The organism is bacterium (genome assembly GCA_024226335.1).
Classification (GTDB): domain Bacteria; phylum Myxococcota_A; class UBA9160; order SZUA-336; family SZUA-336; genus JAAELY01.
In genome coordinates this window covers 40,084-60,886 of the sequence record JAAELY010000440.1, presented here as the reverse complement: position 1 = coordinate 60,886, position 20,803 = coordinate 40,084, and the positions used below count along the sequence as shown (strand labels likewise).

The window sequence follows — 20,803 nt, the reverse complement described above, 5'->3', positions numbered from 1 at the left end:
GCTGCGAAGCTCGATGCATCCGCCTGCGCTGCGTCGCGCGACCCTCTGCAGATCTACGGATCTGCGATCGGATCACGCTTCTTGCTCAGGCGGCGACTCCCGCTTCTCGCTCGAATCCTCCCTGTGCAGAGATTCCCTAGCTGCTGTGGCGGCTATCGCGCCCGTCCTTCCGATGGGAATCTTCGCAGGCGGTGTCCGGGTCGGACTCTCGTTCACTGCCGGGTTGATCGGGATGTATCTGCTCTACGAGGTTCTACACCGACGGGCACACACCCACCCGCCTCGCGGGGGGTATGGCCGCTGGCTACGCAAGAGCCATTTCGCTCATCATTTCGGCAATCCTCGCCGCGCGCACGGTGTGACCACACCGATATGGGATGTCGTATTCGGCACGCTCCTACCGGTCGATCGCGTACCCGTTCCCCGACGGATGGCGATGCTCTGGCTCGTCGACGAAGCGGGACAACTCCGGGAGTCTTTTGCCGCTGACTACACACTGGTCGGGAAAGCTCAGTGCGATGCAGAAACCCGTCGCGCCGATGCCGATGCGGCGATGGCCAACCGTAGCCCGATCTGATCTCGTGGTTTCTCCCGGGAGAGCGCAGAGATGAGCTGTCGCAGAAGTGCCGTGGTGATTCGCGGAGGCTAGCCGTCTACGCGTTGGCGGTAGCGCGAGTAGCGGACCATGTGCGACAGAGTTTTGACCGCGCGGTGTCCGGAGGGTGAGGTGAGACGCCCCGATTCCGTCACTCCCAGAGGTCCGGGATTTCCGTATGCGCGATCGGTATAGACCATATCAGTCGCGCAGAGAATCGGTTTGCTGTGGCGCTTGCTGGCCTCCGCAGCTGCAAGGGCGTAGCGTCGGTCCTGATCGTCGTGGAAGCCCGCGATGCGATCGAGTCCGAAGTCCGGATAGAACGGTCCGTCCTTGAACGCCTGGGCTTGTGAAGCCTGAATACCGATACCCAGGTAGATGATTGCATCGATCTCGTCGTGTGCGGCCATCAGTTCGAGCACTTCGGGAATCGTGTCGCGGGTCTCACCGCCCGCCAGGTCGATCGGATTGCTGCGACTCCAGCGCGCAGGGACCATCTTGTCGATCGTCGCGCGCAGATCGTCGGGCAAGTCGATGAGTTCGAGACCGGCCTGCACACAGGCATCACTGGTCAGCACACCCCAACCTCCGGCGACGGTGAAGATCAGTGTGCGCGGACCTCGTGGTAGCGGCTGTGTGGCGAAAGATGCCGCTGCTTCGAAGGCCTCTTCGATGGTTTCGGCTCGAGCAATGCCCGCTTGCCGACATACTCCGCTGAAGATCTTGTCATCTGAAGCCAGGGCACCGGTGTGACTCGAGGCCGCGCTCTTGCCCGCGCTCGTAGCGCCTCCACGCATGACTACGAGTGGCTTGCGGAGCGTGTGCGCGCGGGCCACGTCCAGGAAGCGGCGACCGTCCTCTACTCCTTCCAGATAGGCCAGGCTCACGCTCGTCTCCGGGTCCTCGGCGTAGTACTCCAGATAGTCGGCGAGTTCGAGTTGCGCGGAGTTGCCACTGGATACCGCTTTGGAAAAGCCGATGTCGGTGAGGCAACCGTAATTCATATAGCTCGAAGCCAGGTTTCCGCTCTGACTGACCAGAGAGATCGGTCCCGCGGGTGGGTAGGGAGCGACGATCTGTGCGCACATGGAGAGTTTCGTCGAGATCAAACCCTGTCCATTCGGTCCCGCGATCACGATGCCGAGTTCCTCGCCGAGTGCGATGAGGCGACGTTCCATCTCGCGCCCCTCTTCCCCCGCTTCCCCGTAACCCGCAGAGGCCACGAATGCGGCTCGAACCCCGACCTTTGCACACTCCCGTAGCAGGTCTTCATTGATCTTGTTGGGTGTGCACATGAAGACCAGATCGGCGTGACCTTCGGGGACTTCGGAGACACTCTTATAGGTCTTGCGGCCCAGTACTTCGGCACCCTCACGGTTGATGCCGAAGACCTCACCATCGAATCCGTAGGCCAGTAGGTTGTGGAAGGCCACGGTTCCGAACTTGCCCGGATGTGCAGAGACTCCAGTGACGATCACGCCGCGCGGGTAGAAGAGCGGGCGAAGTCGGTCGAGGATTGCGCTCACGTCGATGATCCTTCGAGTTCCACCAGCGCGTCGACGATGGTGGGATCCTGGCCCGAAACGATCAGTGGATTGATGTCGATCGAACGGACATCGGGTCGATCGAGTCCGATCTTGCCCAGTGTTTCGAGTATGCGCGCAAGCTTTTTGCGGTCGAGCGCCGGTTCACCCCGAAACGAGCCAAGTATCTTTCCGAACTGCAAAGCATCGATCAGTTCTTCGGCTTCACCGCGTTGCAGGGGGGCGACGGCGAACGCAACGTCCTCGAGCGCTTCTGCGAAGATGCCTCCAAGACCGAGCATTACGCAGGGACCGAATTGCGGATCGCGTATCAGGCCGGCAATCAATTCGCGGCGGCCGCTCACCATGGGGCAGATCAGGAGACCTGTCTCGCCATCTTCGGGGCGTCGCTCGGCGAGAAGTCGCTTGGCTTCGGCGAGCACGCTAGCCGCATCTGCAAGCCCCAGGCTGACCAGTCCGCGCTCCGTCTTGTGCGCAATTCTGCGACCGCAGAGTTTGAGCGCAACGGGGAAGCCGACCTGCTCGGCCGTCTCGACGGCTGCCTCAGCCGACGTGACCAGGTGCTCGGGAGGGATGCCGATACCCGCGTCGCGTAGGAGTTGCTTCGATTCGAATTCGGAGAGCGTGTAGGACATGGGCGGCGAGGATAACACCTGAGAGTGCAAGCGACCCGGTGGCGTCTAGCGCAGGTGGTCGGTGGTGTTCGAGACGCGATCTGCCAGGATCGAGTTCATATTCGAGAACACGCGGGCAGCCAGGCGAGGCCGGCGTTTCGAAATCCGCTCCAGGCTCCCCTGGGTCAGGCGCAACAATCGCGCATCTTCAAGGACCTCGACATCTGCGGTCCGGCGCCGCGTATAGAACCCGACTTCACCCACGAGATCTCCGCGAGTGCTCTGCGCCAGTACGATGCGCCCTTCCTGGCCGTCGATAGAAATTTCCAGGGTCCCGTCGATGATCAAGTACATCTCCTGACCTTCGTCCCCTGAGCGCAGGAGTGGTTGACCTGAAGGTACGCGTCGCATGCTGGCCATCTGAGCCAGAATGCGGCATTGCGCCGTCGAGAGTCCGCGGAACAAGGGAATCGTCTGTTGAGGCGCGTCGCCCAGATCGAGTCGCAGCGTGTCCCAGAGGGTGACGACGCGCAGGCCGGAGCAGAGCGCGGGCGTCAGGGTGAAGTCGACCAGCCACGCGATGGCCAGCGTGAAGGCGCCCATCAGGCCGACGTGCACCTGATTCAGCAGATCGCTCTGTGTCAGTACGAGAAAGCCCAGAACGACAGAGATCGTGGTGTAGGTGACAGGCCGTCCGACCGTGCGCAGAGCATGCCGCGTCGCACGCTTTTCGTCGGCAAGTCGTTTCGCGTCTTCGGTGAAACGAGCGAAGTAGTGGATGGTGTCGTCGATCGCGATTCCCAGGGCCATCGGAGCGACGATGCTCGTGGTGATCGAGAGCGGGATGCCGGTGAGTCCGAGCGCTCCGAAATAGGCGATGACGGGCACGATATTCGGAATCAGGGCGATGAAGCCATTCATCGGCGACAGAAAGAGCAGGGAAAGGATCACGTAGATGACGATCAGTGCACCGCCTACCGTCATGACCTGGCCACGGATCAGGTCGTCGATCATGCGCTGCATGACGATCGCGTTTCCCGTAACCGTCGCGCTCATGTGTTCGGGGAGCAGTTTCAGGCGTTTCTCGATCTCGCCCGAGAGCACGCGGAGATCAGCTGCGTCGACCAGGGGTGTGCGCAGCACGATATTGACCAGTTGATAGCGTGAGTCGACGAAACGCTCCATGTCGTCGCTCGCGCCGAAGAACATGAGTTGCGAGAGCATTCGCTTGCTCTCCGGAATCGCGAAGTACTCGGGATTGTCTTCGTTGAAGCCGCGATTCATGATCTTGACGAAGTCCACCAGTGAGGTGGTGCCGCCGATATCCGGGTGCTTCCTGAGCCATTGCGCGAGCTTCTCGACCTCTCGAACGTTCTTGGGATCCTTGAACGCGTCGACATAGCTGGCATCGATCACGACGTTGAATGCGGTCGCACCGTCGAGATGTTCATTGATGGCCTCGAAATCGGTGCGTGCCGGGAGATCGGCGGCCAGGCTCTTGATGCTGTCCGAGCTCACTCGCATCTGGGTGGTTGCGATGATCGAACCGATGAAGACCAGCCCGAAAGCGAAGAATACCTGTCGTCTGCGACTGAGAACGACTTCTGCAACGATACCCGCAAATCGGCTGAACAGGTCTTCGCGAGCATCTTCTTCGCGTGCACGCGTGAGAGCTCGGGGTTTTCCCAAAGCGATCAGCAAGGCGGGCGTGATCGTAAGCGAAGCGACGACGGACCCGATTACTCCCGTCAGGGAGAAGGCGCCGAACTCGCGGATTGCGGCGATCGGAGTGAGCAGAACCGAGAGGAAACCCACAGCCGTCGTCAGGCCTGTCAGTGATACCGGCAGCCAGACCTTCATCAACGCCCGACGCATCGATTCGGCGGCGCTCGACTCGGGATCCTCACGGACCTCGTCGAAGAACTCGGACACGACGTGCACCGAGTACGATAGACCCAGAATCAGGATCAACAACGGAACCAATACCGTGACCTGGTTCAGGGGTCGTCCCGCCGCACCCGCGACACCCATTGTCCAGATCAGGGCCACGACCACTGTCACCAGCGGCAGGAGTACACCGCGTAGCGAGCGGAAAGAGAACGCGAGCACGACTCCCAGGATTACCAGGATCAGCGGAACATTGCGCTGGAGTTCGGCGCGTTGCGTGATCTGGTTCGCGACTTTGATATGGGGTGCGCCGGTGATCCAGACTTCTGTATTGCCTTTGTTCTCGTGTGCGATGCGGGCAATCTCTGCATCGATACCGCGTTCGAAGAAATCGGCGTCATCGAAGTCGAGGAAATGGACCTGGATGGCGGCCGTCGTCGCATCCTTGGAGATCAGATTCCCGGCAAAGATCGGATTGTCGAGCGCCTGCCTGCGCAACTCGGCGATGTGTTCGGGATCCTCAGGGACCTCGTAGAACAGTGGCTCGACTAATAGCCCCTCCGCATCGCCGCGGATGCTCTGAGCCGTTACAAGAGATGTAACGTGATGTACGCCCTCGACCTGGTCGAGTTTCTCGGTCAGAATTCGCAGCGTCTCCAGATTCTGTCTCGTAAACAGATCGTCTGCGTGCAAAACGACCAGGATGGTCTCGTCACTGCCGAATACTACGCGCGTGTGTTCGTAGAATTCCCGCCCTGGGTCACCTTCGGGCAGCAGTCTGTTCGTGGACGGGTCATAGCCGACCAGCAGTCGTCCTTCGTAGGGGTCGTAGAAGCGGGTCAGCGAGAAACCCGTGACCAGGACCGCGAGGCTTATCACGATCCAGGGATGACCGGATATGAACCGAATGATGCGTTCCAATGATCCGACCTCCGCAGCTCGCGCCTAGCGTACGTTCTTGCCCAATCCCGTCACGCTGAAGGTTCGGTTCTTGATCGGAATACCGACTTCCATGGTTTCGATGAGAAGTCGCGTCTGAGTCGCGTCGCGAATATCTTCCATCAATACAGACTGGCAGGCCCAGATGTTCTCGTGTTGCTGAATCTGCTCTGGATCGCACGTGAGAACCTTGCGCAGTCGGTGTCCGCGCTCGTAGGACTCCGTCTTCAAGGCGACGCACGTCTCCTGGTCCCAGTAGGCAGTGATCGCCTCGTAGCTGGATTTTTCGCTCGGGTCCGGTTTCGTCTCGATTACGTAGGCCGGCCGATCCATGACGACAGTGTTTTCGAGCAGTTTGGAGGAGCCCGGTTGGTTGAGCAGTTGCATGCGCTGGAAGTCCTCGAATGAGAAATCAGTGCCGAACATGCTTCCCGAAGCAGAGCGTCCCGTTATGCGCTTTGCCTTTCGCAGCTCCCGTGTGTAGATGTACATATCGGGAACATGATCCTTTGCCTCGAGCATCAGGTACTGGGTGCCGCGCAGATCCTGTGGACGGGTGAAGATCATCAGGATCTGGCGCAGACTGTCGTCTGCTCGCCTGGCGTAGATTTTCCCGCGCGTGGTTCTCTCGAATGCGAGCTTGTCGCGGGTCACGAACTCGATGGTTTGAACGGAGGTCTTCTTCGGGATGTTCGCGTGGATGCAGGCGTCGACATCTTCGAGGGATTTCAGTGGCTCTGCAGAGGTGGGACCTGCAGCAAGGCAGAGACTGAGGAATAGCCCGACGATGATCTCAGGGGTTCGAAAACATTCCATTAGTGTAGCTATCCTAGCAGGTTGCCGAAAATCTGCGGATCGAGGGCGAACTCAGCCCGCCCGCACCAATTCATTTCCGGTCTTTTCCACGAATGCGACCTGTGCATCCTCCTTTCCGAAGGCCAGCAGGACGAGTCGCTCTACGCCGAGATCCTCGTAGCGCCTCACCTGGTCGATATCGATCGGACCGACCGGAGTGATCGTCAGAGAGAGTGCGCCAAGTTTTGCGGGGCGGTCGATTTTCGTGGCTGCTTCACTCAGCCCTGCGAGGGCCTTGCGAGTTGCCTCGATATCGAGCGCGAAGCCATACCAGCCGTTGCCACGCAGCACTGCGCGACGATAGGCCGGAGGACTCTGGCCGCCGATGATGATCGGAGGGTGGGGTTTCTGCAGCGGCTGTGGTTGGGACTGGATGCCACCGAACTGGCAGAAGCTCCCTTCAAATTGCGGCTTCTCCTGGGTCCAGAGTGTTTTCAGGACTTCGATGTACTCGTCGGTACGCGCGCCGCGATTTTCGAAATCCGCGCCGAGTGCCCTGAATTCTGGTTCCAGGTAGCCTGCACCCAGTCCGAAGATCAGCCGGCCATTTGAAACGATATCGAGACTCGCCAATTGCTTGGCCAGTTCTACGGGATTTCGTTGCGGAAGGATGACGATGCCGGTGGCGATCCGGATGTTCCGGGTTTTCGCAGCGATGAACGAAAGGGCTACCGCTGGATCGAGAAATGCCAGTTCGGGCGGTGCAGGCGAGGGCGGCACCTGGGGGTCGGGTAGCACGATGTGCTCGGCCGTCCAGAGGGACTCGAAGCCCGCATCTTCCGCGGCGCGCGCGACCCGGATCGCGGTCTGAGGTTCCGCGCAGGCTCCGGTATTGATTCCGTATAGGCCGATTTTCACAGTCAACTCCCGTTCAGCTGATCACCGGCAGGATCTTGCCAGCTAGTCGTTCGGCGATGGTGCGGAACTCCGCTGCGTCCGAATAGCGTCCGGAGGCATGACACAAGCGCGTGGCGCCCGCCTCACGATAGGCCAGCGCGGTGTCGAGGGCCCGCTGCGAATCGTCGAGGGGCAAGGCGGTCAGGACCGCGACCTCGGGCTCGGGTCGACCGGCTTGAGCTGCGAGTTCCCGCAATCGTGTGATGGGTGCGATCAGATCGTCGGGACTGCGTGCCATGGGCATCCATCCGTCGCCCAGGGCCACCGCCCGTTCGAGCGCGTGGGGCGGGGCGCCGCCCACGAGAATCGGCGGTCGAGTCGGGCGCGGCCGGAAGAGGAAACGCTGACCGTATTCTTCGACCTCGTCTCCGTCGAAACAACGCTTCAAAAAGGCGAGAACTCTGTCGGTGTCTCGTCCGCGATTCCTCATCTCGATGCCCAGTGCGCGAAACTCCGGCTTCATCCAGCCTGCACCCACGCCCAGCACCAGGCGGTCCCCGGAGAGTTCCTGGACGGTCGCGATCGCCTTTGCGGTCGGAAGCATGCGGCGATACGGCAGAATCAAGACTCCAGTTCCGAGTCCGATACGCTCGGTCCGTGCCGCGAGAAACGCCAGGGTCGTCAGCGGGTCGAGGTAGCGGCCGTCCGAGCCTTCGGCCTGGTCGGGTGGGATCGCGATGTGATCCTGGACGTAGATCTCGTGCAATCCCAGTGCTTCCGCGCTCGCAGCGCAGGCCAGGATCGTTTGGGCAGTTGCCTGCGGTCCCATGGAGCGCACCGCTATTCCGAGCTTCATCGATGGGTCGCTCCCGGAATCCGAGGTTCTAATTAGATAGGGAACAGTATACTCCGGCGGAATTGATGCTCGGGCTGGCCTCTCAACTCTGGCGCATCGTTCCCGGGGCAATGCCCTGGAAGAACTCGCGAACCTGGCGTTTGCCCAGCTTGAAACCATGCACGAGTCACTCATCGAAGTCGGCTACGTTCGCGCCAAAGTGATTTGCGAGGAGGGCGATCTGAGCAATTTCACTTCAGCGGGTTTGGTGAGATTGCGGTGCTCGACAATGGCAGGCGTAGCGCTACCGTGGTCGCATCATGTGATTCGCGGCTGCTTACGCTCGAGGGGGCGCGCTGGAAGGAACTCGCAATGCAGATGCCCGAAAACGCCTTCGACTTCTTCCGCGTTCTTGCGGCGTGCGTTCGCGATGCGGGGCAGCAGTTAGAGGGCGCAACGCTCCGATGAGTCGATCGCGACTTCGAATCTCGTTGCTTTTGGTGATCGCCGTCTTGTACATCGCGTCGATCCCCTGGTACCGAGAGACCGGACAGATGCCGAGTCTGGTTTTCGGACTGCCCGACTGGGTTGCGGTCGCGCTTTTCTGCTATGCGGCGGTGGCCGTACTGAACATGATCGCCTGGCTGCTCACGGATATTCCCGACGAAGATCCGGGCGCGGATCGGGGGGACTCGTGAGTTTCGGACAGCTCGGCGTCATCGCCCTCGTGATCTATCTGTTCGGGCTGATCGGTGTGGCCGAGTTCGCGCGCCGGGCGCGTCGCGACCTGAGTCCATCTGACCACTTTCTGGCGGGGCGTGAACTGGGCGTGTTCGTGCTTCTCCTGACCCTCTACGCCACGGCCTACAGTGGCAACTCCCTGCTCGGCTACCCGGGTGAAGCCTATCGCCGCGGCTTCTCCTGGATCATGGCCACGGGTTTCATGATGTCCATCATCGTGGTATTTCACGCGCTCGCGCCACGCCTTCGGCTGCTCTCCGTTCAACACGGATTCGTGACGCCCGGCGACTATATCAAGTATCGCTTTGGCGGCGATGCACTGGCCAAACGTCTCTTGATTGCCGTAGCGATTCTGATGATCGCAGCGCTGGCGAACTTCCTGTTCGCGCAACTGAAGGCCATGGGAGAACTGACCGAACTCGTGACCGATGGGATCGTTCCCTATGAAGCCGGTGTCGTCGGTCTTGCACTGCTGATTCTGTTCTACGAGACGCTTGGGGGAATGCGTGCTGTCGCCTGGACGGACGCCGCACAAGGCATCCTCATGCTCGTGGGTCTGGTTTCGATGCTGGTCTGGCTGCTCGGTGCAACGGGTGGGCTGGAGCAGGTGACTCTGACAATCGCGAGCCTGCGTCCTGAAGCCGTCCGCGTTCCCGACGCGACGGAGTGCGCCAATTGGCTGAGTACCGTGCTCCTGCTCGGTCTTGCAAGCGTGATCTATCCGCAGGCGATCCAGCGTATTTACGCTGCGCGTAGCGGTACGGACTTGAAGCGCGCTTTCGCAATCATGGGATTCATGCCCTTGACCACGACCTTCGTCGTTACCTTGATCGGCCTGGTCGCCATTACGCGATTTCCTGATCTCGTCGCGGCACAGGCCGATACCGTCATGCCGCGTCTGCTCGAAGAGTGGGCAACGGCCGGTCCGCTCGCCTCAATCGCGGCCATTGTCGTTTTCATTGGCGCGCTGGCCGCGATCATGTCGACCGCCGACTCCGTCTTGCTCTCACTCGGATCTCTGATCGCCGAAGACCTTCTGGGAAGATCGAGACAGGATCCGGCGACCACCAAACTGGGCAAGCGCATCGCAGCGGGTGTGCTGATCGCCATGATTCTACTGGCGATGAACCGCAGCATCAGTCTCTGGCGTCTCATCGAGTTGAAGATGGAACTTCTGATCCAGTGTGTTCCCGCATTCATGCTCGCCATGCACTGGAAGAAGACGCGTCCCGGTCCCACCTTGCTCGGGCTCCTGGTCGGGACGGGTATCGCAGTTGTCTGCGTCCTTGCGGGGACGAAGCGAATCTACGGCTTCCACGTCGGCGTGCTGAGCCTCTTCATCAATATCACCATTGTCTGGTTCGGATCGCTTACTCCGCCTCGGGTGCCGTCGCTTCGATCGGGTGACGCAGCGGGAGTTCAGGATTGTTCAGGATGATTTGATGTGCGCGCCGGGTCTTCATGTGAACGATCACGGGTGCGCGTAGATTTGCCGTAAGTTCCGTTTCGTCCACGTTCATGATCACGAAGACGACGAGATCCAGTGGATTGTCTGTTCCTTTGTCGAAGCCCACTGCCTCCAGGACTTCGCGAGGTACGTCGAATTCGTAACCCGCCAGGACCTGTGTCGGGTTGACGATCAGGAATGCGACCTCGGGATGGTTCACGCAGTGGAGCCATTTCAACGGAGTTTCCTTGTCATGGTCCATGACGATGAACTCAGTAGAGTCGGGAAATCCCGGAAGCCCCTTTTCGAAGACGATCAGCTTGTCGTTTTCGACCTCGATCAGGCCGAAGCGTGGAGAGTCGAATTCTCTCATGACCTGTTTCCCTCGTCGTTACCTTGTTTGTTTGGCCATAGCTTGGATGGGTTTGCGTCGGGACTGAGTCTCGCAGCTCTTACGTTTTCATCCCGCACAACGCGGTAGACTTCTTCCCGGTGGACAGGTATCGAACGCGGCGCCTCGATGGCCAGACGCACCTGCCCATTGTGGATTTCCACGACCCGCACCGTCACGTCGTCGCCGATGCGGATGGATTCGCCGGATCGTCTGGTAAGAACGAGCATGGATCAGCCCAGAAAGTCGAGCAGGCTTGGTTGAATGATCCGGGCGGTCACGGCGAGTGAAGCCTGATAGGTGTTCTCCCGTACCGAGAGCTCGGAGGCCGCAGCGATGATGTCCAGGTCTTCGAGGGTCGAACGCTCGGCGGCGCGCGTGATCTTCAAACCTTCGAACTGGTTGCTCGTTGTGATGAGTCGATTCAAACGGCCACCGACGCCACCCCGTATGGCCAGTATCTGATCAATCGCGTTGTCCAGATCGTCGAGGGTTTCTGATGGTCCGGGATTGGTTCCTCCAAAAACCGGGTCACCGGCGACTGTCGGATCCTCGAGTCGGTTGCGTACATCGCGAATCAGAGCAAAAAGATTTACAGCTCCCGCATCGGTGCTCCCGTCACCGTCAAAGTCTCCCATGAACACCGAAGCGCCGGACACGTTCGCATCAATGGTCGAGCCTTCACCGATCTGAATCTTGACGACACCGGAGTCGCCTCCAAACGTGATCGCCGGATTGACCAGATCGACCGTACCCTCTACGAACGCCCCGGTCTGAGTGAACGGTGCACTGGCGGAGTCGAAGCCACCAAAGAGATAGCCGTTGCCGAAGTGCGTATTCGCCAGGCCCAGAAGCTCGTCGAAACGTTCTTCGACTTCGGACTTGATCAGATCGAATTGGGGCGTCTCCGTATCCGCGGAGACCGTGAGTTCGCGGACATGAGAGAGAAGATCCGTGACCGTGCTCAAGACCTGTTCGATCGGTTCGAGACGCGCAGTCGCTGCGTCGACGTTGCGCATGTACTGTTCCACCTGCGCCGAGGAGCGCCGCAGGGCGAGGATGCGCGAAGCGTCCGAGGGGTCGTCCGAAACGGAGTTGATGCGCTTTCCTGAACTGAGCTGCGCCTGTAGTTTGTAGAGTTCAAAGCGGGCGAAACGCGAGTTTCGCACCGAGTTTCGGAAGGTAGTGTCGTCACTGATTCGAAAAGCCATAGTGTGTCCGCCTAGAGCGCGAGGAGGTCCTGGAGTAGTTCATCCATGGTCGAAATCGTACGGGCCGACGCCTGGTATGCGCGTTCGTAGCGCACGAGATTGGCGACTTCTTCGTCGAGGGATACGCCCGATAGAGCGCCACGTCGATCGTCGAGTTCCGCGACGATCAACTCGCTCTGGCTGACTGAACGTCGGGCGCTCTGTAGTTCGGAGCCGAGTGAACCGGACAAGCTGTCCATGAAGGCTCCGAGAGTGGCGGGACTTCCCGTGGGAGAACCCGCCGTATCCCCCACCGCGTAAAATGCAGTGTCGAGGGTTTCGACATTCGCAAGCGCCAGGACGATCCGGTTGTCATCCTTGAGGGCCGGCCCTCCCCCGGACGGGCCCGCGCCCGTGGCGATATGGCGCGAATTCGCGACGATGTCGGGGTGGAGTCTGAGGGCGCCCGCGAGTCCCGCTACCTGTACCGGTGCTGCGCCCTCGGCTACGACAGGCTGGCGTGCGTCGATGAACATGCGCCGGGAGGTGGCGTCCCCCATTCCAAGCGCACCCGGTGGGGTACCCGGTTGATAGTGGACGCTATTGATCCGGTCGGCCAGAGAGAACGCGAACTCGTCGAGGGAGTTGCGGTACGCCTGAACGCGATCATCTCGCAGCGCGAGCGAGGCGCCGATCTGCCCGCTGCTGATGCGGGACGTGATCGGGCCGTTGACCGACCCGCCCAGGTTCTGAAACACGTCGAAGAACAGGGGATTGCCGAATCCACCGGTCTGAACTTCGAGGCTCGCGCTCTCATCGCCATCGACCAGCAGGAACCCTCCCGCCGCGAATACCGCAATCGACCCGTCATCCCGCTCGAAACTCGTGTAATCGATTTCCTCTGCGAGCTGATTTAGCAACTCATTTCGCCGGTCTCTGAGTCCGCTGGCTGTGGCCTGCCCATCTCCGGTTTCCTTCAGGAAGATCTGGCGATTCAGCGAGGCGATGTCCCTGGAAATATCGCTGACCTCGATGACAGACTGTCGGATCTTGGTGTTCTCGTCGAGCTGAAGCTGATTGAGACGTTGATCGGTATCCGATATCTGGCTGATCAGCGTCTCTGCCGCACGGGCCACCGTGTCGCGCACGGCCGTATTCCCCGGGTCGTTCGCGAGATCGTTCAGACCGGCGAAGAAACGAGAGAGCGTCGTATTGATGCCTTCGCCACCGAGTTCTTCGAAGATGCCCTCGATGCGAGAGAGGCCTCTCTCCATACCTTCGTCCATTCCGAGCTGCTGACGTTCGAACTGACGCTGTGCCTCGAGGGTCGCGTCGGAAATGCGTTCAGCTGTCGGTACGATTACGCCCGAGCCCGGCGAGAATCCAGAGGAGAGCACACCATTGGAGATCGGCTCGAATACCGCCCGCTGTCGCGTGAACCCGGGCGTATTGACGTTCGAGATATTGTTGGCCGTGACCTGGAGCGCTCGTGATTGCGCGGTCAGGCCGAGGCGACCGATGGAGAGTGCGGCAAAGATACTCACTCTCAGGCCTCCCGTCGCACACTGACCGGGCCGGGTTGCCCGACCGCGTGTCGCCCGGAAGCATCGTAGGTTCCGGGAGCCGGTGATTGCAGCGTCTGGATCAGGTTGAGCAGACCGCGAATGCCCAGGATGGATTGTTCGAGAAAACCGCGACTGATTGCGGCCAGATCATCCAGGCTCGAGACGAGTGCACTCAGCTTTGCGGCCGTGGATTCGAGCTGCTCACCGTCAGGTCCGAGAAGTGGGCACAGTGTAGAGACACGAACCTGATCGGCGGGCAGGCCGAGTTCCGAACCGAGTTCACGAGTCAGTTCCAGACGCGTTCGCTCGTGCATCTGGAAGTGGAGAATGCACTCTTCCTTGCGCAGATTGCTCGCCTCGAGGCCGGCGATATCGTGTTTCACGATGCGCTGCTGGTCCTGTTGCAACGACTCGACCAGTTCTGCAACGGTCACCGCTTCAGCATCCAGCGTGTCTACGAGTCGGGTCAGGGTCGCGTTCACGATCCGCTTCCCCCATCGTCTGCTCCCCACTGTCTCAGCAACTGATCCGCCAAACCGAACGAGCCGCGTTCCGCCGCCCGGCCTGTCAGAGCTTCGTCGAAGATCGACTCGTAGCCGCGCATGGAACTGCCGCTGAAAAGTCCGTCGTCGGAGACCGTCTTGCGCATCTGTGTGAGCAGGTACTTCAGCATATAGGCTTCAAATTGCTGCGCGGCATCTGCCTGAGAGGTGCCGCTGATCGGTTCGCCCGCTGCTTTGATCTGCGAGTTGACCGGAATTTCGAGGATCGCTTCCATCCGTCTACACCTGGCCGTATTCGTGCGATAGCTGTATCGGAGGGTTTCCGAGATAAGTTGAATTGTTCATATGAGGCGGAGCTCTGCCTGCAGCGCACCGGCGGCCCGCATCGCCTGCAGGATCGCGATCAGGTCCCGTGGGCTCGCACCCACTGAATTGAGCGTGCGCACCAGTTCACCAATCGTCACGCCTTGGACCACGACCAGATTCGAGCCTTGTTCCTGCACCACGATTTCGTCGTTGTTGAACTCGACCGTATTGCCGGTTTCCGCGAAGGGCGGAGGTTGCGAGACCTCGGTGCGTGCGGAGATGCGGATCGACAGGCTCCCGTGCGAGATCGCAACGGCTGAGATGCGGACATCAGACCCGATCACTACCGTGCCAGTTCGTTCATTGAGCACGACGGCGGCGGTCCGATCGGGAATGACTTCGATGTCTTCAACCTGCGCCAGGAAGGGCACTACGTTCGTACGAGAGCCTTCCGGTATCAGGATATCTACGCTGCCGGAGTCCGTGGCATGAGCGACCTTGGCGCGTATCGACTTGTTGATCGCTTCTGCGATGCGCGCAGCGGTGGTGAAGTCCTTCTCGTGGAGCACCAGTCGCATCTGTTCACGATCATCCAGGGATAGGAAGATCTCTTTTTCGACCAACGCACCTCGCGGGATGCGAGCGACGGTCGGATGGTTGTTCTGAACTACATCGCCCTGTCCGCTCTGTGCGGAGAAACCGCCGATTGAAACCGGGCCCTGCGCGAGTGCGTAGACTTCTCCATCGACACCGAGCAGGGGAGTGGCCAGTAGTGTTCCGCCCTGCAGGTTCCCGGAGTCCCCGATCGAAGAGACCGTGACATCGAGAGCTTCGCCCATTCGTGCGAACGGTGGCAGTTGGGCGGTTACCATGACGGCTGCGACGTTCGTGACATTGACCAACGCGGGGTCGACGACAATTCCCAGCTTCGCCAGCAGCCCTGCGAGCGAACGGTTCGCAAACAGGGTCGAAGCGGAGTCGCCTGTTCCCTGCAGGCCGACGACCAATCCGTATCCGATCAAGGGATTTGAACGCACTCCCTGGAAGTCAGTCAGGTCCTTGATCCGTGCGGCTTCTGCGATCGGTGTCAGAAGAAGCAGCAAGAACGCGATCGCGGAAGGGAAACGCAACATCAGAACGGCAGGGCCAGGCGCAGAAGGCGCGAGAGCCAGGGCATACGTTGTTGCTCGCTGACGAGGCCAACGCCCCCGTAGCGGATGTCCGCCGCTGCAATCAGTTCGGACGGCAACGTATTGTCGATGCGGATGTCTTCGGGGCGAACGAAACCACTCAACTGGATGATCTGTGTTTCACCGTTGATCGTCAGGTGTCGTTCGCCCTGAATGTGCAGCAGGCCCGACTCGGTCTGGTCGGTAACGACGCACGCGATCTTCGTGGTGAACGAGGCGCTGCGCTCGAGTTTTCCCTCGCCATCGTAGGAAGTCTCTGCACTGGATTCGATGATCGATAGCTCAGTGCTGGGATCTGCGTCGTTCTTCTGGTCGGTGAAACCCAGGAGCCCGAGGATTCGACGGATCGGTCGTGTGACCAGGGTCTGTAGCGCGACATCGCTGTTGAGCGTCGCATCGAACGCAGAAGAGTGATCGAGTTCGGTCTTGGCCTCGTTTTCGGCCGAGGCCTCCTCCAGGATGATCACGCTCACCAGATCGCCGATGCGTTTCGCGCGGTTCTCGAAGGCCAGGAAGCGACGTGACTGGTCACCTCTCCAAAGTGCTCCTTCGGCGGGTCTTGGCGCTTCGACCAGAGGCTCGGGTGGTGCGAGCAGAGCCGGGGGCTTTTCGACCAGGGAAGGCAGTTCTTCGATGTTCGCGCAGGCCGCAAACAGAATCGCCGCGCTGGTAGCGATGCAGAAACGTCGCATCAGCGAGCTCCGACTGCCGCGGGTGCACTGCCGGGTCGAGTAAGCCGAGCTTGACCCGGTCCGGTGATCTCCGCATGAAAACGCTTTCGCGTTCCGGGATTCTCGAGCCGGATGCGCTGCCCGAGCCCCCCGCCTTCGAGAGCGCGAGCTTCGATCATGAGTTCCAGGCCAGAACCAAGGGCGTCGACGCGCACGGTATCACCGCGTCGTATCAGCGGTTCTGCCACGAGATGAGAATGCGTCAAGGCGTGGCCTTCCGGCAGGCTTCTCGCGAGTCGCAGGCCGTAGACGGACTCGGCATTCGTGATCACGTCGCGCGGAAGTTGGCGCAGGTCCCTCGTTTCGTGGCGCAGTTCGGGTACCCCCAGGGAGGTTCCCCGGCGCAGCGCCGAGCTGGTCACGACGACGGCAATCCGCACGACTACATCGGCGCTCACTCCGCGACGGATGCTCTTCGTGCCGGTATCTGAGCTGCTGGAGAACTCGAGTTGCGCACTGACTCGTCCCAGGAAGTCCTCGCCATCCCGAAACAGCAGGCGCAAGCGACCGAGCTCAGAAGGCACGATGAAGGCGTTTGGCAAGTTCCAGTTTTCCAAGGTGACGTTCTGTTCTGGCCACGGCATGCGATGTCGAAGAGCCTGCTCGAAGCGATCTCGAACGAATTCCGGAAGCACCTCGCGATCCACCGGCGCGGTTTGAACCTCTTCGGCCGACGCGGGTAGCGCGGCGCAGAGCGAAAGCAGAATACCGAGCAGAGCGCGGTGCATTGGGTTACCTCTGCGTTACGAAGCGCAGCATGTCATCTGCGGTCGAAATCACACGCGTGTTGGCTTCGAAGGCGCGCTGCGCCACGATCAGGTTCACGAGTTCTTCGGCGATGTTGACGTTCGCCTCCTCGAGTGCACCCTGGGCCAGCTGACCGAACGCGTCTTCCCCTGGATTCCCTGAGACCGGTGATCCGGATGACTCGGTTTCGCGGAAGAGGTTCTGCCCCATCGCCTCCAGGCCACCTGGGTTCGAGAAGCGCATGAGCTGAATCTGCCCGACTTCTGTTGTCGAAGTACTCCCCGATTGGGCGACCTGCACCCGGCCATCATTGGTGATCGTGATGTTTGTCGCGTCGTCGGGAATCGTGATCGGCGGCGAAAGCGGGAGACCCGAAGAGTTCACGAGGTTTCCCGAAGAATCCAGCTGGAACGCACCACTGCGAGAGTAGGCTGTGTCACCGTTGAGACGCTGAACTGGAAAGAACCCGGCTCCTTCGATCGCGATGTCCAGAGCCTGACCCGTTTGGCGCAATGAACCGGGTGTGTGGATGGTTTGCGTGGAAACGACCCGCACGCCTCGTCCGAACTGCAGACCTGAAGGTGAATCTCCTTCTTCTGCGGGTGGACGCACCGTCTCGTACAGAAGATCTTCGAACTGTGGACGCACCCGTTTGAAGCCCGTCGTAGCGATGTTCGCCAGATTGTTCGCGATCGCATCAATACGGACCTGTTGTGCGACGGTGCCCGTCACGGCGGTGAACATTGCGGAACTGCTCATTCAATCTCTCCCCGGTGCTACTACGTCTGGCTCTGGATCAGTTTCTGTGTGAGTTCGTCGTTGATCGTGATCGATCTCATCGCCGCCTCGAAGATCCTCGAGGCCTCGATGAGTGAGACCATCTCTGCCGCAACATTGACGTTGGACTCCTCCACGAAGCCCACTGCGAGCGCAGGATTTTCTACGTCAACTAGCCCGGCCTTTGGTTGAGCCGCGATCAGACTCTCACCCGCCTTGGAAAGGGACCCGGGATTTTCGAAGCGCACGATGCGTAACCGTCCGACCTCTCCCAGTTCGGTCATGAGGCGACCATCCCCGGTCAACGTTCCCTTCTGAGTATCAGGGACGATCAGCTCGCCTCCTGCTCCGAGAACTGGTCTGCCGTTCGGCAAGACGAGGCGCCCGCGTGAATCCAGACGGAAGTCTCCTCGGCGTGTGTAGTACTCGCCGCCATCGGCGCCTTCTACGACGAAGAATCCGTCGCCCTCGACGGCTGCCTGGAGTGGGTCGCCAGTCAGCCGATTGCTGGCCGGTGAGAGATCCAGATTGGTCTCAGGGGTGCGTGCAAAGCTCAGGTCCCCCGCGAGGACCGTGTCGAAGCGTGTCGTGTCTCGCCGAAACCCCGCGGTCGAGATATTTGCGACGTTATTCGCGATCGCATCGAGTTGCTGTCGGCTCGTCGATGCACCTGAGTATCCAATGTAGAGTCCTGAAGACATGGTCCGCTAAGTGTGCAAGCGGGATGCCGGGCGACGCTGTCAGCCGGGTTCTTCAGTGCGGCAGTGTTGCGCTCGCTGACCCGGGAAGGATCTGCCGGGTGGGCAGAAAGCAACTGCTCACAACCAGGTCGATCCGATGCTCTTCAGCGTCGTCGGGTTTCGCGGGCGGTGTCGTGGTCTCTGGAGATCTGCCCGGCTGAGCGCCGTCTTCATCGTCCAGCGGAAGCTTCGAACGGCGATCGCGGTGCGGTTGCTCGCGACGCTCTCTTACGGATCGAATCGGTCGTTCTACGGGTTCGAGTGCGCGGAGGGTGTCGTTCATCATCATGAGAAGACCTCCTGCCCATCTTCGTAGGCTTTCTTGGTACTGGCAATCAGTTCCTCTGGATCGGCGTCCTGAAGACCCAGGATATGTGCGCCCGCACAACTGAGTATCGGAAGCCCCTTAGCGGGTTCTGGACGTCCATACCCGAGCGTGTGGCATAAGATGTCGGCGATCTGAATGAGTGCTGCGAGCGGCCTGGCCTCTTCCGGAGCACTCTCGGGATCGTGATGCGCGCTTACCGCCTGTGCGAGTCGTTCAGAGACACCCCACTTGTCCAGGAGCAAGCCCCCGACCTGTGCGTGGTCGAAATCGAAGGCCTCTCGTTCGGCGCTGATCGCATCGCTCTCTCCTGCTTCCACGGCGAGTACGACGGCCTGGTAGGCATCACTTCGTTTCGCAATTATCGCCAGCTTGCCGATGTCGTGGAGCAGTCCGCCCAGGAAGGCCTCTTCCTTGCGCAATCCCGTCACTTGTTCCGCCAATGACGAGGCTGTAATACCCCCCGCACTGGCGTGATTCCAGAGCAGGCGCTCAGTGGGTCCGAAATTCGCGAACACGTCCTTGAGCGAAGCGGCGATGACTACTGACCGCAGGGTCGAGTAGCCGAGAAGCACGATCGCCTGAGGGAGCGTCTCGATTTCGCGAGGCATGGAGTAGAGCGAGGAGTTCGCGAGTTTGAGTACCTGCATTGCCAGCCCCGCATCCCTGGTGATCAGTTCGGCGAGGTTGTTGATATCGGTGTCCGGATCCTCCACCTGGCGCAGAACTTCTGCTGCGACCGGGGGCATGACCGGAAGGTCCCGGGCGTGTTCGACGAAAACGTGTGCGGCGTTCGGCAAAATTGACCTCTATCCGTGAAGTACCTTGCGGAGAATTCCCGAAATATCGATCGACTCCAGATGCTCGGGAACAGACTGGCCCGTACAGATGCAGGCCAGCGGCCGATTGCTGCGAACGACGCAGTTGTACAGCTCTCCGTACACTCGCGTTTCGTCCAGCTTGGTCATGATCAAACGCGACCAGCGAAGTTCATCGTACGCGTCGATGATTTCCCGAGAATCGGCCGGTCGCATGGCGGCGGAGAGTACGAGCATGGCTTCAGCATCTCCGGCCGCTTCGAGCCAGGGAGAAAGCTGCCGCATGGCGAGAGAGTCGCGGTGATTTCGTCCCGCGGTATCGACCAGGATGCAGGTCTTGTCCTCGGCGGCGTCGATACGGCGCGTGAGTTCTTCAGGAGATAAGGCGACCTCTACGGGCACGGAGATCATTTCGCCGAAACGCAGCATTTGCTCGACGGCTGCCACGCGGTGCACATCCGTCGTGATGATCAAGACGTCGTCCTCACCCGAGCGCGCCGCGCGAGCCGCCAGTTTTGCGATCGTGGTGGTTTTGCCGACGCCCGTCGGTCCGATAAAAACCTGTACTCGGCTGGCCGGACTTCCACGTTCCGCGCGTGAGAGATCAGCGCGCATCTCCGCTGCCAGGTTGAGTTTCAGGCGATCCAGGTCGCCGAGTGATCCCGTCTCTACCTTCGCGACCACGCGTTGCACAAGAGAGCGCGTCAGCGGTTCGTCGAGTCCGCGACCCATCAAGAAGTAGAACAGGCGCTGTGCTGCAGCTCCTTGTTCATCTGCCCCGAGAGTCCCCGCACCGGCCATCGATGCCAGCATCGTACGGATCTGACCGAGATCCGAACGCAACTCACTTGGATGGAAACCCGCCTGCTCTTCGAGACTGCCGACGGCCTCCCGCAGGGAGCGAACTTCATCGAGTACCGGGTCGATCGCCTGCTTCATCGCCCAGATGTCCTGATAGGCTCCGCTCGGATCTCGCTTCGTGCGATTGAGATTCGTGCGGCCGAGTTTCTTGTGGTCGAGATTCTTGTAGTCAAGATTCGGAGTTCGGGATCCCGGAACCTCGATAGGTGTTGCCTTTGGAGATTTTTCGACGGCCGCAGTTACCTCGAGGACTTTGCGTCCCAGCAGCCCGAACAACCCCGCATCCTTGCGCAATGATCGGCTCGAGACGATGACCGCGCTCGGGCCGAGGGTCTCGCGCACCAGGCGGAGTGCCTGTTTCATGT

23 protein-coding genes are annotated in these 20,803 nt (G+C 60.3%); 3 read left to right on the top strand and 20 right to left on the bottom strand.

Features of this window, described 5'->3' with window-relative positions:
- Nucleotides 1-172: 172 nt before the first annotated feature.
- Nucleotides 173-577, top strand: coding sequence for a hypothetical protein (locus GY725_21420; protein ID MCP4006748.1), 405 nt, complete (start codon nt 173-175; stop codon nt 575-577).
- 68 nt (nt 578-645) lie between these two features.
- Here the strand turns inward: GY725_21420 and GY725_21415 are convergent, their stop codons facing one another.
- The 6 genes from GY725_21415 to GY725_21390 are packed head-to-tail and all read right to left on the bottom strand — an operon-like array spanning nt 646 to nt 8,127.
- Entirely contained in the window at nt 646-2,121 is a 1,476-nt protein-coding gene (locus GY725_21415) for a hypothetical protein (GenBank protein MCP4006747.1), read from the bottom strand.
- Nucleotides 2,118-2,774, bottom strand: coding sequence for a carboxylate--amine ligase (locus tag GY725_21410; protein MCP4006746.1), 657 nt, complete (start codon nt 2,772-2,774; stop codon nt 2,118-2,120). The genes GY725_21415 and GY725_21410 overlap by 4 nt, the downstream gene beginning before the upstream one ends.
- A 45-nt stretch (nt 2,775-2,819) precedes the next feature.
- Nucleotides 2,820-5,561, bottom strand: a complete 2,742-nt coding sequence (locus GY725_21405) for an MMPL family transporter (GenBank protein MCP4006745.1) — start codon at nt 5,559-5,561, stop codon at nt 2,820-2,822.
- A 24-nt stretch (nt 5,562-5,585) separates the two neighbouring features.
- Complete coding sequence (locus tag GY725_21400; protein MCP4006744.1) at nt 5,586-6,395, bottom strand: outer membrane lipoprotein-sorting protein; 810 nt, start codon at nt 6,393-6,395, stop codon at nt 5,586-5,588.
- A gap of 51 nt (nt 6,396-6,446) precedes the next feature.
- Nucleotides 6,447-7,292: an LLM class F420-dependent oxidoreductase gene (locus tag GY725_21395; GenBank protein MCP4006743.1), complete on the bottom strand. Its 846-nt coding sequence runs from the start codon at nt 7,290-7,292 to the stop codon at nt 6,447-6,449.
- A 13-nt stretch (nt 7,293-7,305) separates the two neighbouring features.
- Nucleotides 7,306-8,127: a TIGR03619 family F420-dependent LLM class oxidoreductase gene (locus GY725_21390; protein ID MCP4006742.1), complete on the bottom strand. Its 822-nt coding sequence runs from the start codon at nt 8,125-8,127 to the stop codon at nt 7,306-7,308.
- A gap of 443 nt (nt 8,128-8,570) precedes the next feature.
- Between GY725_21390 and GY725_21385 the strand changes: the two genes are divergently transcribed.
- Nucleotides 8,571-8,804 (top strand): hypothetical protein, encoded by a 234-nt coding sequence (locus GY725_21385; protein MCP4006741.1) that lies wholly within the window; start codon nt 8,571-8,573, stop codon nt 8,802-8,804.
- A complete protein-coding gene (locus GY725_21380; GenBank protein MCP4006740.1) occupies nt 8,801-10,285 on the top strand; it encodes a sodium:solute symporter family protein in 1,485 nt (494 codons plus the stop codon). Before GY725_21385 ends, GY725_21380 begins: the two co-directional genes overlap by 4 nt.
- Here GY725_21380 and GY725_21375 read toward each other — a convergent pair.
- From GY725_21375 to flhF, 14 genes are all read right to left on the bottom strand, one after another.
- Nucleotides 10,218-10,667, bottom strand: a complete 450-nt coding sequence (locus GY725_21375) for a flagellar assembly protein FliW (protein MCP4006739.1) — start codon at nt 10,665-10,667, stop codon at nt 10,218-10,220. The two genes, GY725_21380 and GY725_21375, sit on opposite strands and share 68 nt — an antisense overlap.
- A complete protein-coding gene (gene csrA, locus GY725_21370) occupies nt 10,664-10,915 on the bottom strand; it encodes a carbon storage regulator CsrA (protein ID MCP4006738.1) in 252 nt (83 codons plus the stop codon). The genes GY725_21375 and csrA overlap by 4 nt, the downstream gene beginning before the upstream one ends.
- Nucleotides 10,916-10,918: 3 nt before the next feature.
- The gene (gene flgL, locus GY725_21365) at nt 10,919-11,896 is read right to left on the bottom strand and encodes a flagellar hook-associated protein 3 (protein ID MCP4006737.1); all 978 of its coding nucleotides are present in this window, start codon (nt 11,894-11,896) and stop codon (nt 10,919-10,921) included.
- An 11-nt stretch (nt 11,897-11,907) separates the two neighbouring features.
- On the bottom strand, nt 11,908-13,419 hold the full coding sequence (flgK, locus tag GY725_21360; GenBank protein ID MCP4006736.1) for a flagellar hook-associated protein FlgK: 1,512 nt from the start codon (nt 13,417-13,419) through the stop codon (nt 11,908-11,910).
- A gap of 2 nt (nt 13,420-13,421) precedes the next feature.
- The gene (locus tag GY725_21355) at nt 13,422-13,922 is read right to left on the bottom strand and encodes a flagellar protein FlgN (GenBank protein MCP4006735.1); all 501 of its coding nucleotides are present in this window, start codon (nt 13,920-13,922) and stop codon (nt 13,422-13,424) included.
- Nucleotides 13,919-14,218 (bottom strand): hypothetical protein, encoded by a 300-nt coding sequence (locus GY725_21350; protein MCP4006734.1) that lies wholly within the window; start codon nt 14,216-14,218, stop codon nt 13,919-13,921. The genes GY725_21355 and GY725_21350 overlap by 4 nt, the downstream gene beginning before the upstream one ends.
- A gap of 66 nt (nt 14,219-14,284) precedes the next feature.
- Nucleotides 14,285-15,382 carry a flagellar basal body P-ring protein FlgI gene (locus GY725_21345; protein MCP4006733.1) on the bottom strand — a complete coding sequence of 366 codons (1,098 nt, stop codon included), beginning with the start codon at nt 15,380-15,382 and terminating at the stop codon, nt 14,285-14,287.
- On the bottom strand, nt 15,382-16,131 hold the full coding sequence (locus GY725_21340; GenBank protein MCP4006732.1) for a flagellar basal body L-ring protein FlgH: 750 nt from the start codon (nt 16,129-16,131) through the stop codon (nt 15,382-15,384). The genes GY725_21345 and GY725_21340 overlap by 1 nt, the downstream gene beginning before the upstream one ends.
- Nucleotides 16,131-16,898, bottom strand: a complete 768-nt coding sequence (gene flgA / locus GY725_21335) for a flagellar basal body P-ring formation protein FlgA (protein MCP4006731.1) — start codon at nt 16,896-16,898, stop codon at nt 16,131-16,133. Before flgA ends, GY725_21340 begins: the two co-directional genes overlap by 1 nt.
- Before the next feature lie 4 nt (nt 16,899-16,902).
- Nucleotides 16,903-17,676: a flagellar basal-body rod protein FlgG gene (flgG, locus tag GY725_21330; GenBank protein MCP4006730.1), complete on the bottom strand. Its 774-nt coding sequence runs from the start codon at nt 17,674-17,676 to the stop codon at nt 16,903-16,905.
- A 20-nt stretch (nt 17,677-17,696) separates the two neighbouring features.
- Nucleotides 17,697-18,395, bottom strand: a complete 699-nt coding sequence (locus tag GY725_21325) for a flagellar hook basal-body protein (GenBank protein ID MCP4006729.1) — start codon at nt 18,393-18,395, stop codon at nt 17,697-17,699.
- 52 nt (nt 18,396-18,447) lie between these two features.
- Nucleotides 18,448-18,723, bottom strand: a complete 276-nt coding sequence (locus tag GY725_21320; protein MCP4006728.1) for a hypothetical protein — start codon at nt 18,721-18,723, stop codon at nt 18,448-18,450.
- Nucleotides 18,720-19,559 carry an HDOD domain-containing protein gene (locus GY725_21315; GenBank protein MCP4006727.1) on the bottom strand — a complete coding sequence of 280 codons (840 nt, stop codon included), beginning with the start codon at nt 19,557-19,559 and terminating at the stop codon, nt 18,720-18,722. The genes GY725_21320 and GY725_21315 overlap by 4 nt, the downstream gene beginning before the upstream one ends.
- Before the next feature lie 9 nt (nt 19,560-19,568).
- Nucleotides 19,569-20,801 carry a flagellar biosynthesis protein FlhF gene (gene flhF / locus GY725_21310; GenBank protein MCP4006726.1) on the bottom strand — a complete coding sequence of 411 codons (1,233 nt, stop codon included), beginning with the start codon at nt 20,799-20,801 and terminating at the stop codon, nt 19,569-19,571.
- Nucleotides 20,802-20,803: the final 2 nt, after the last annotated feature.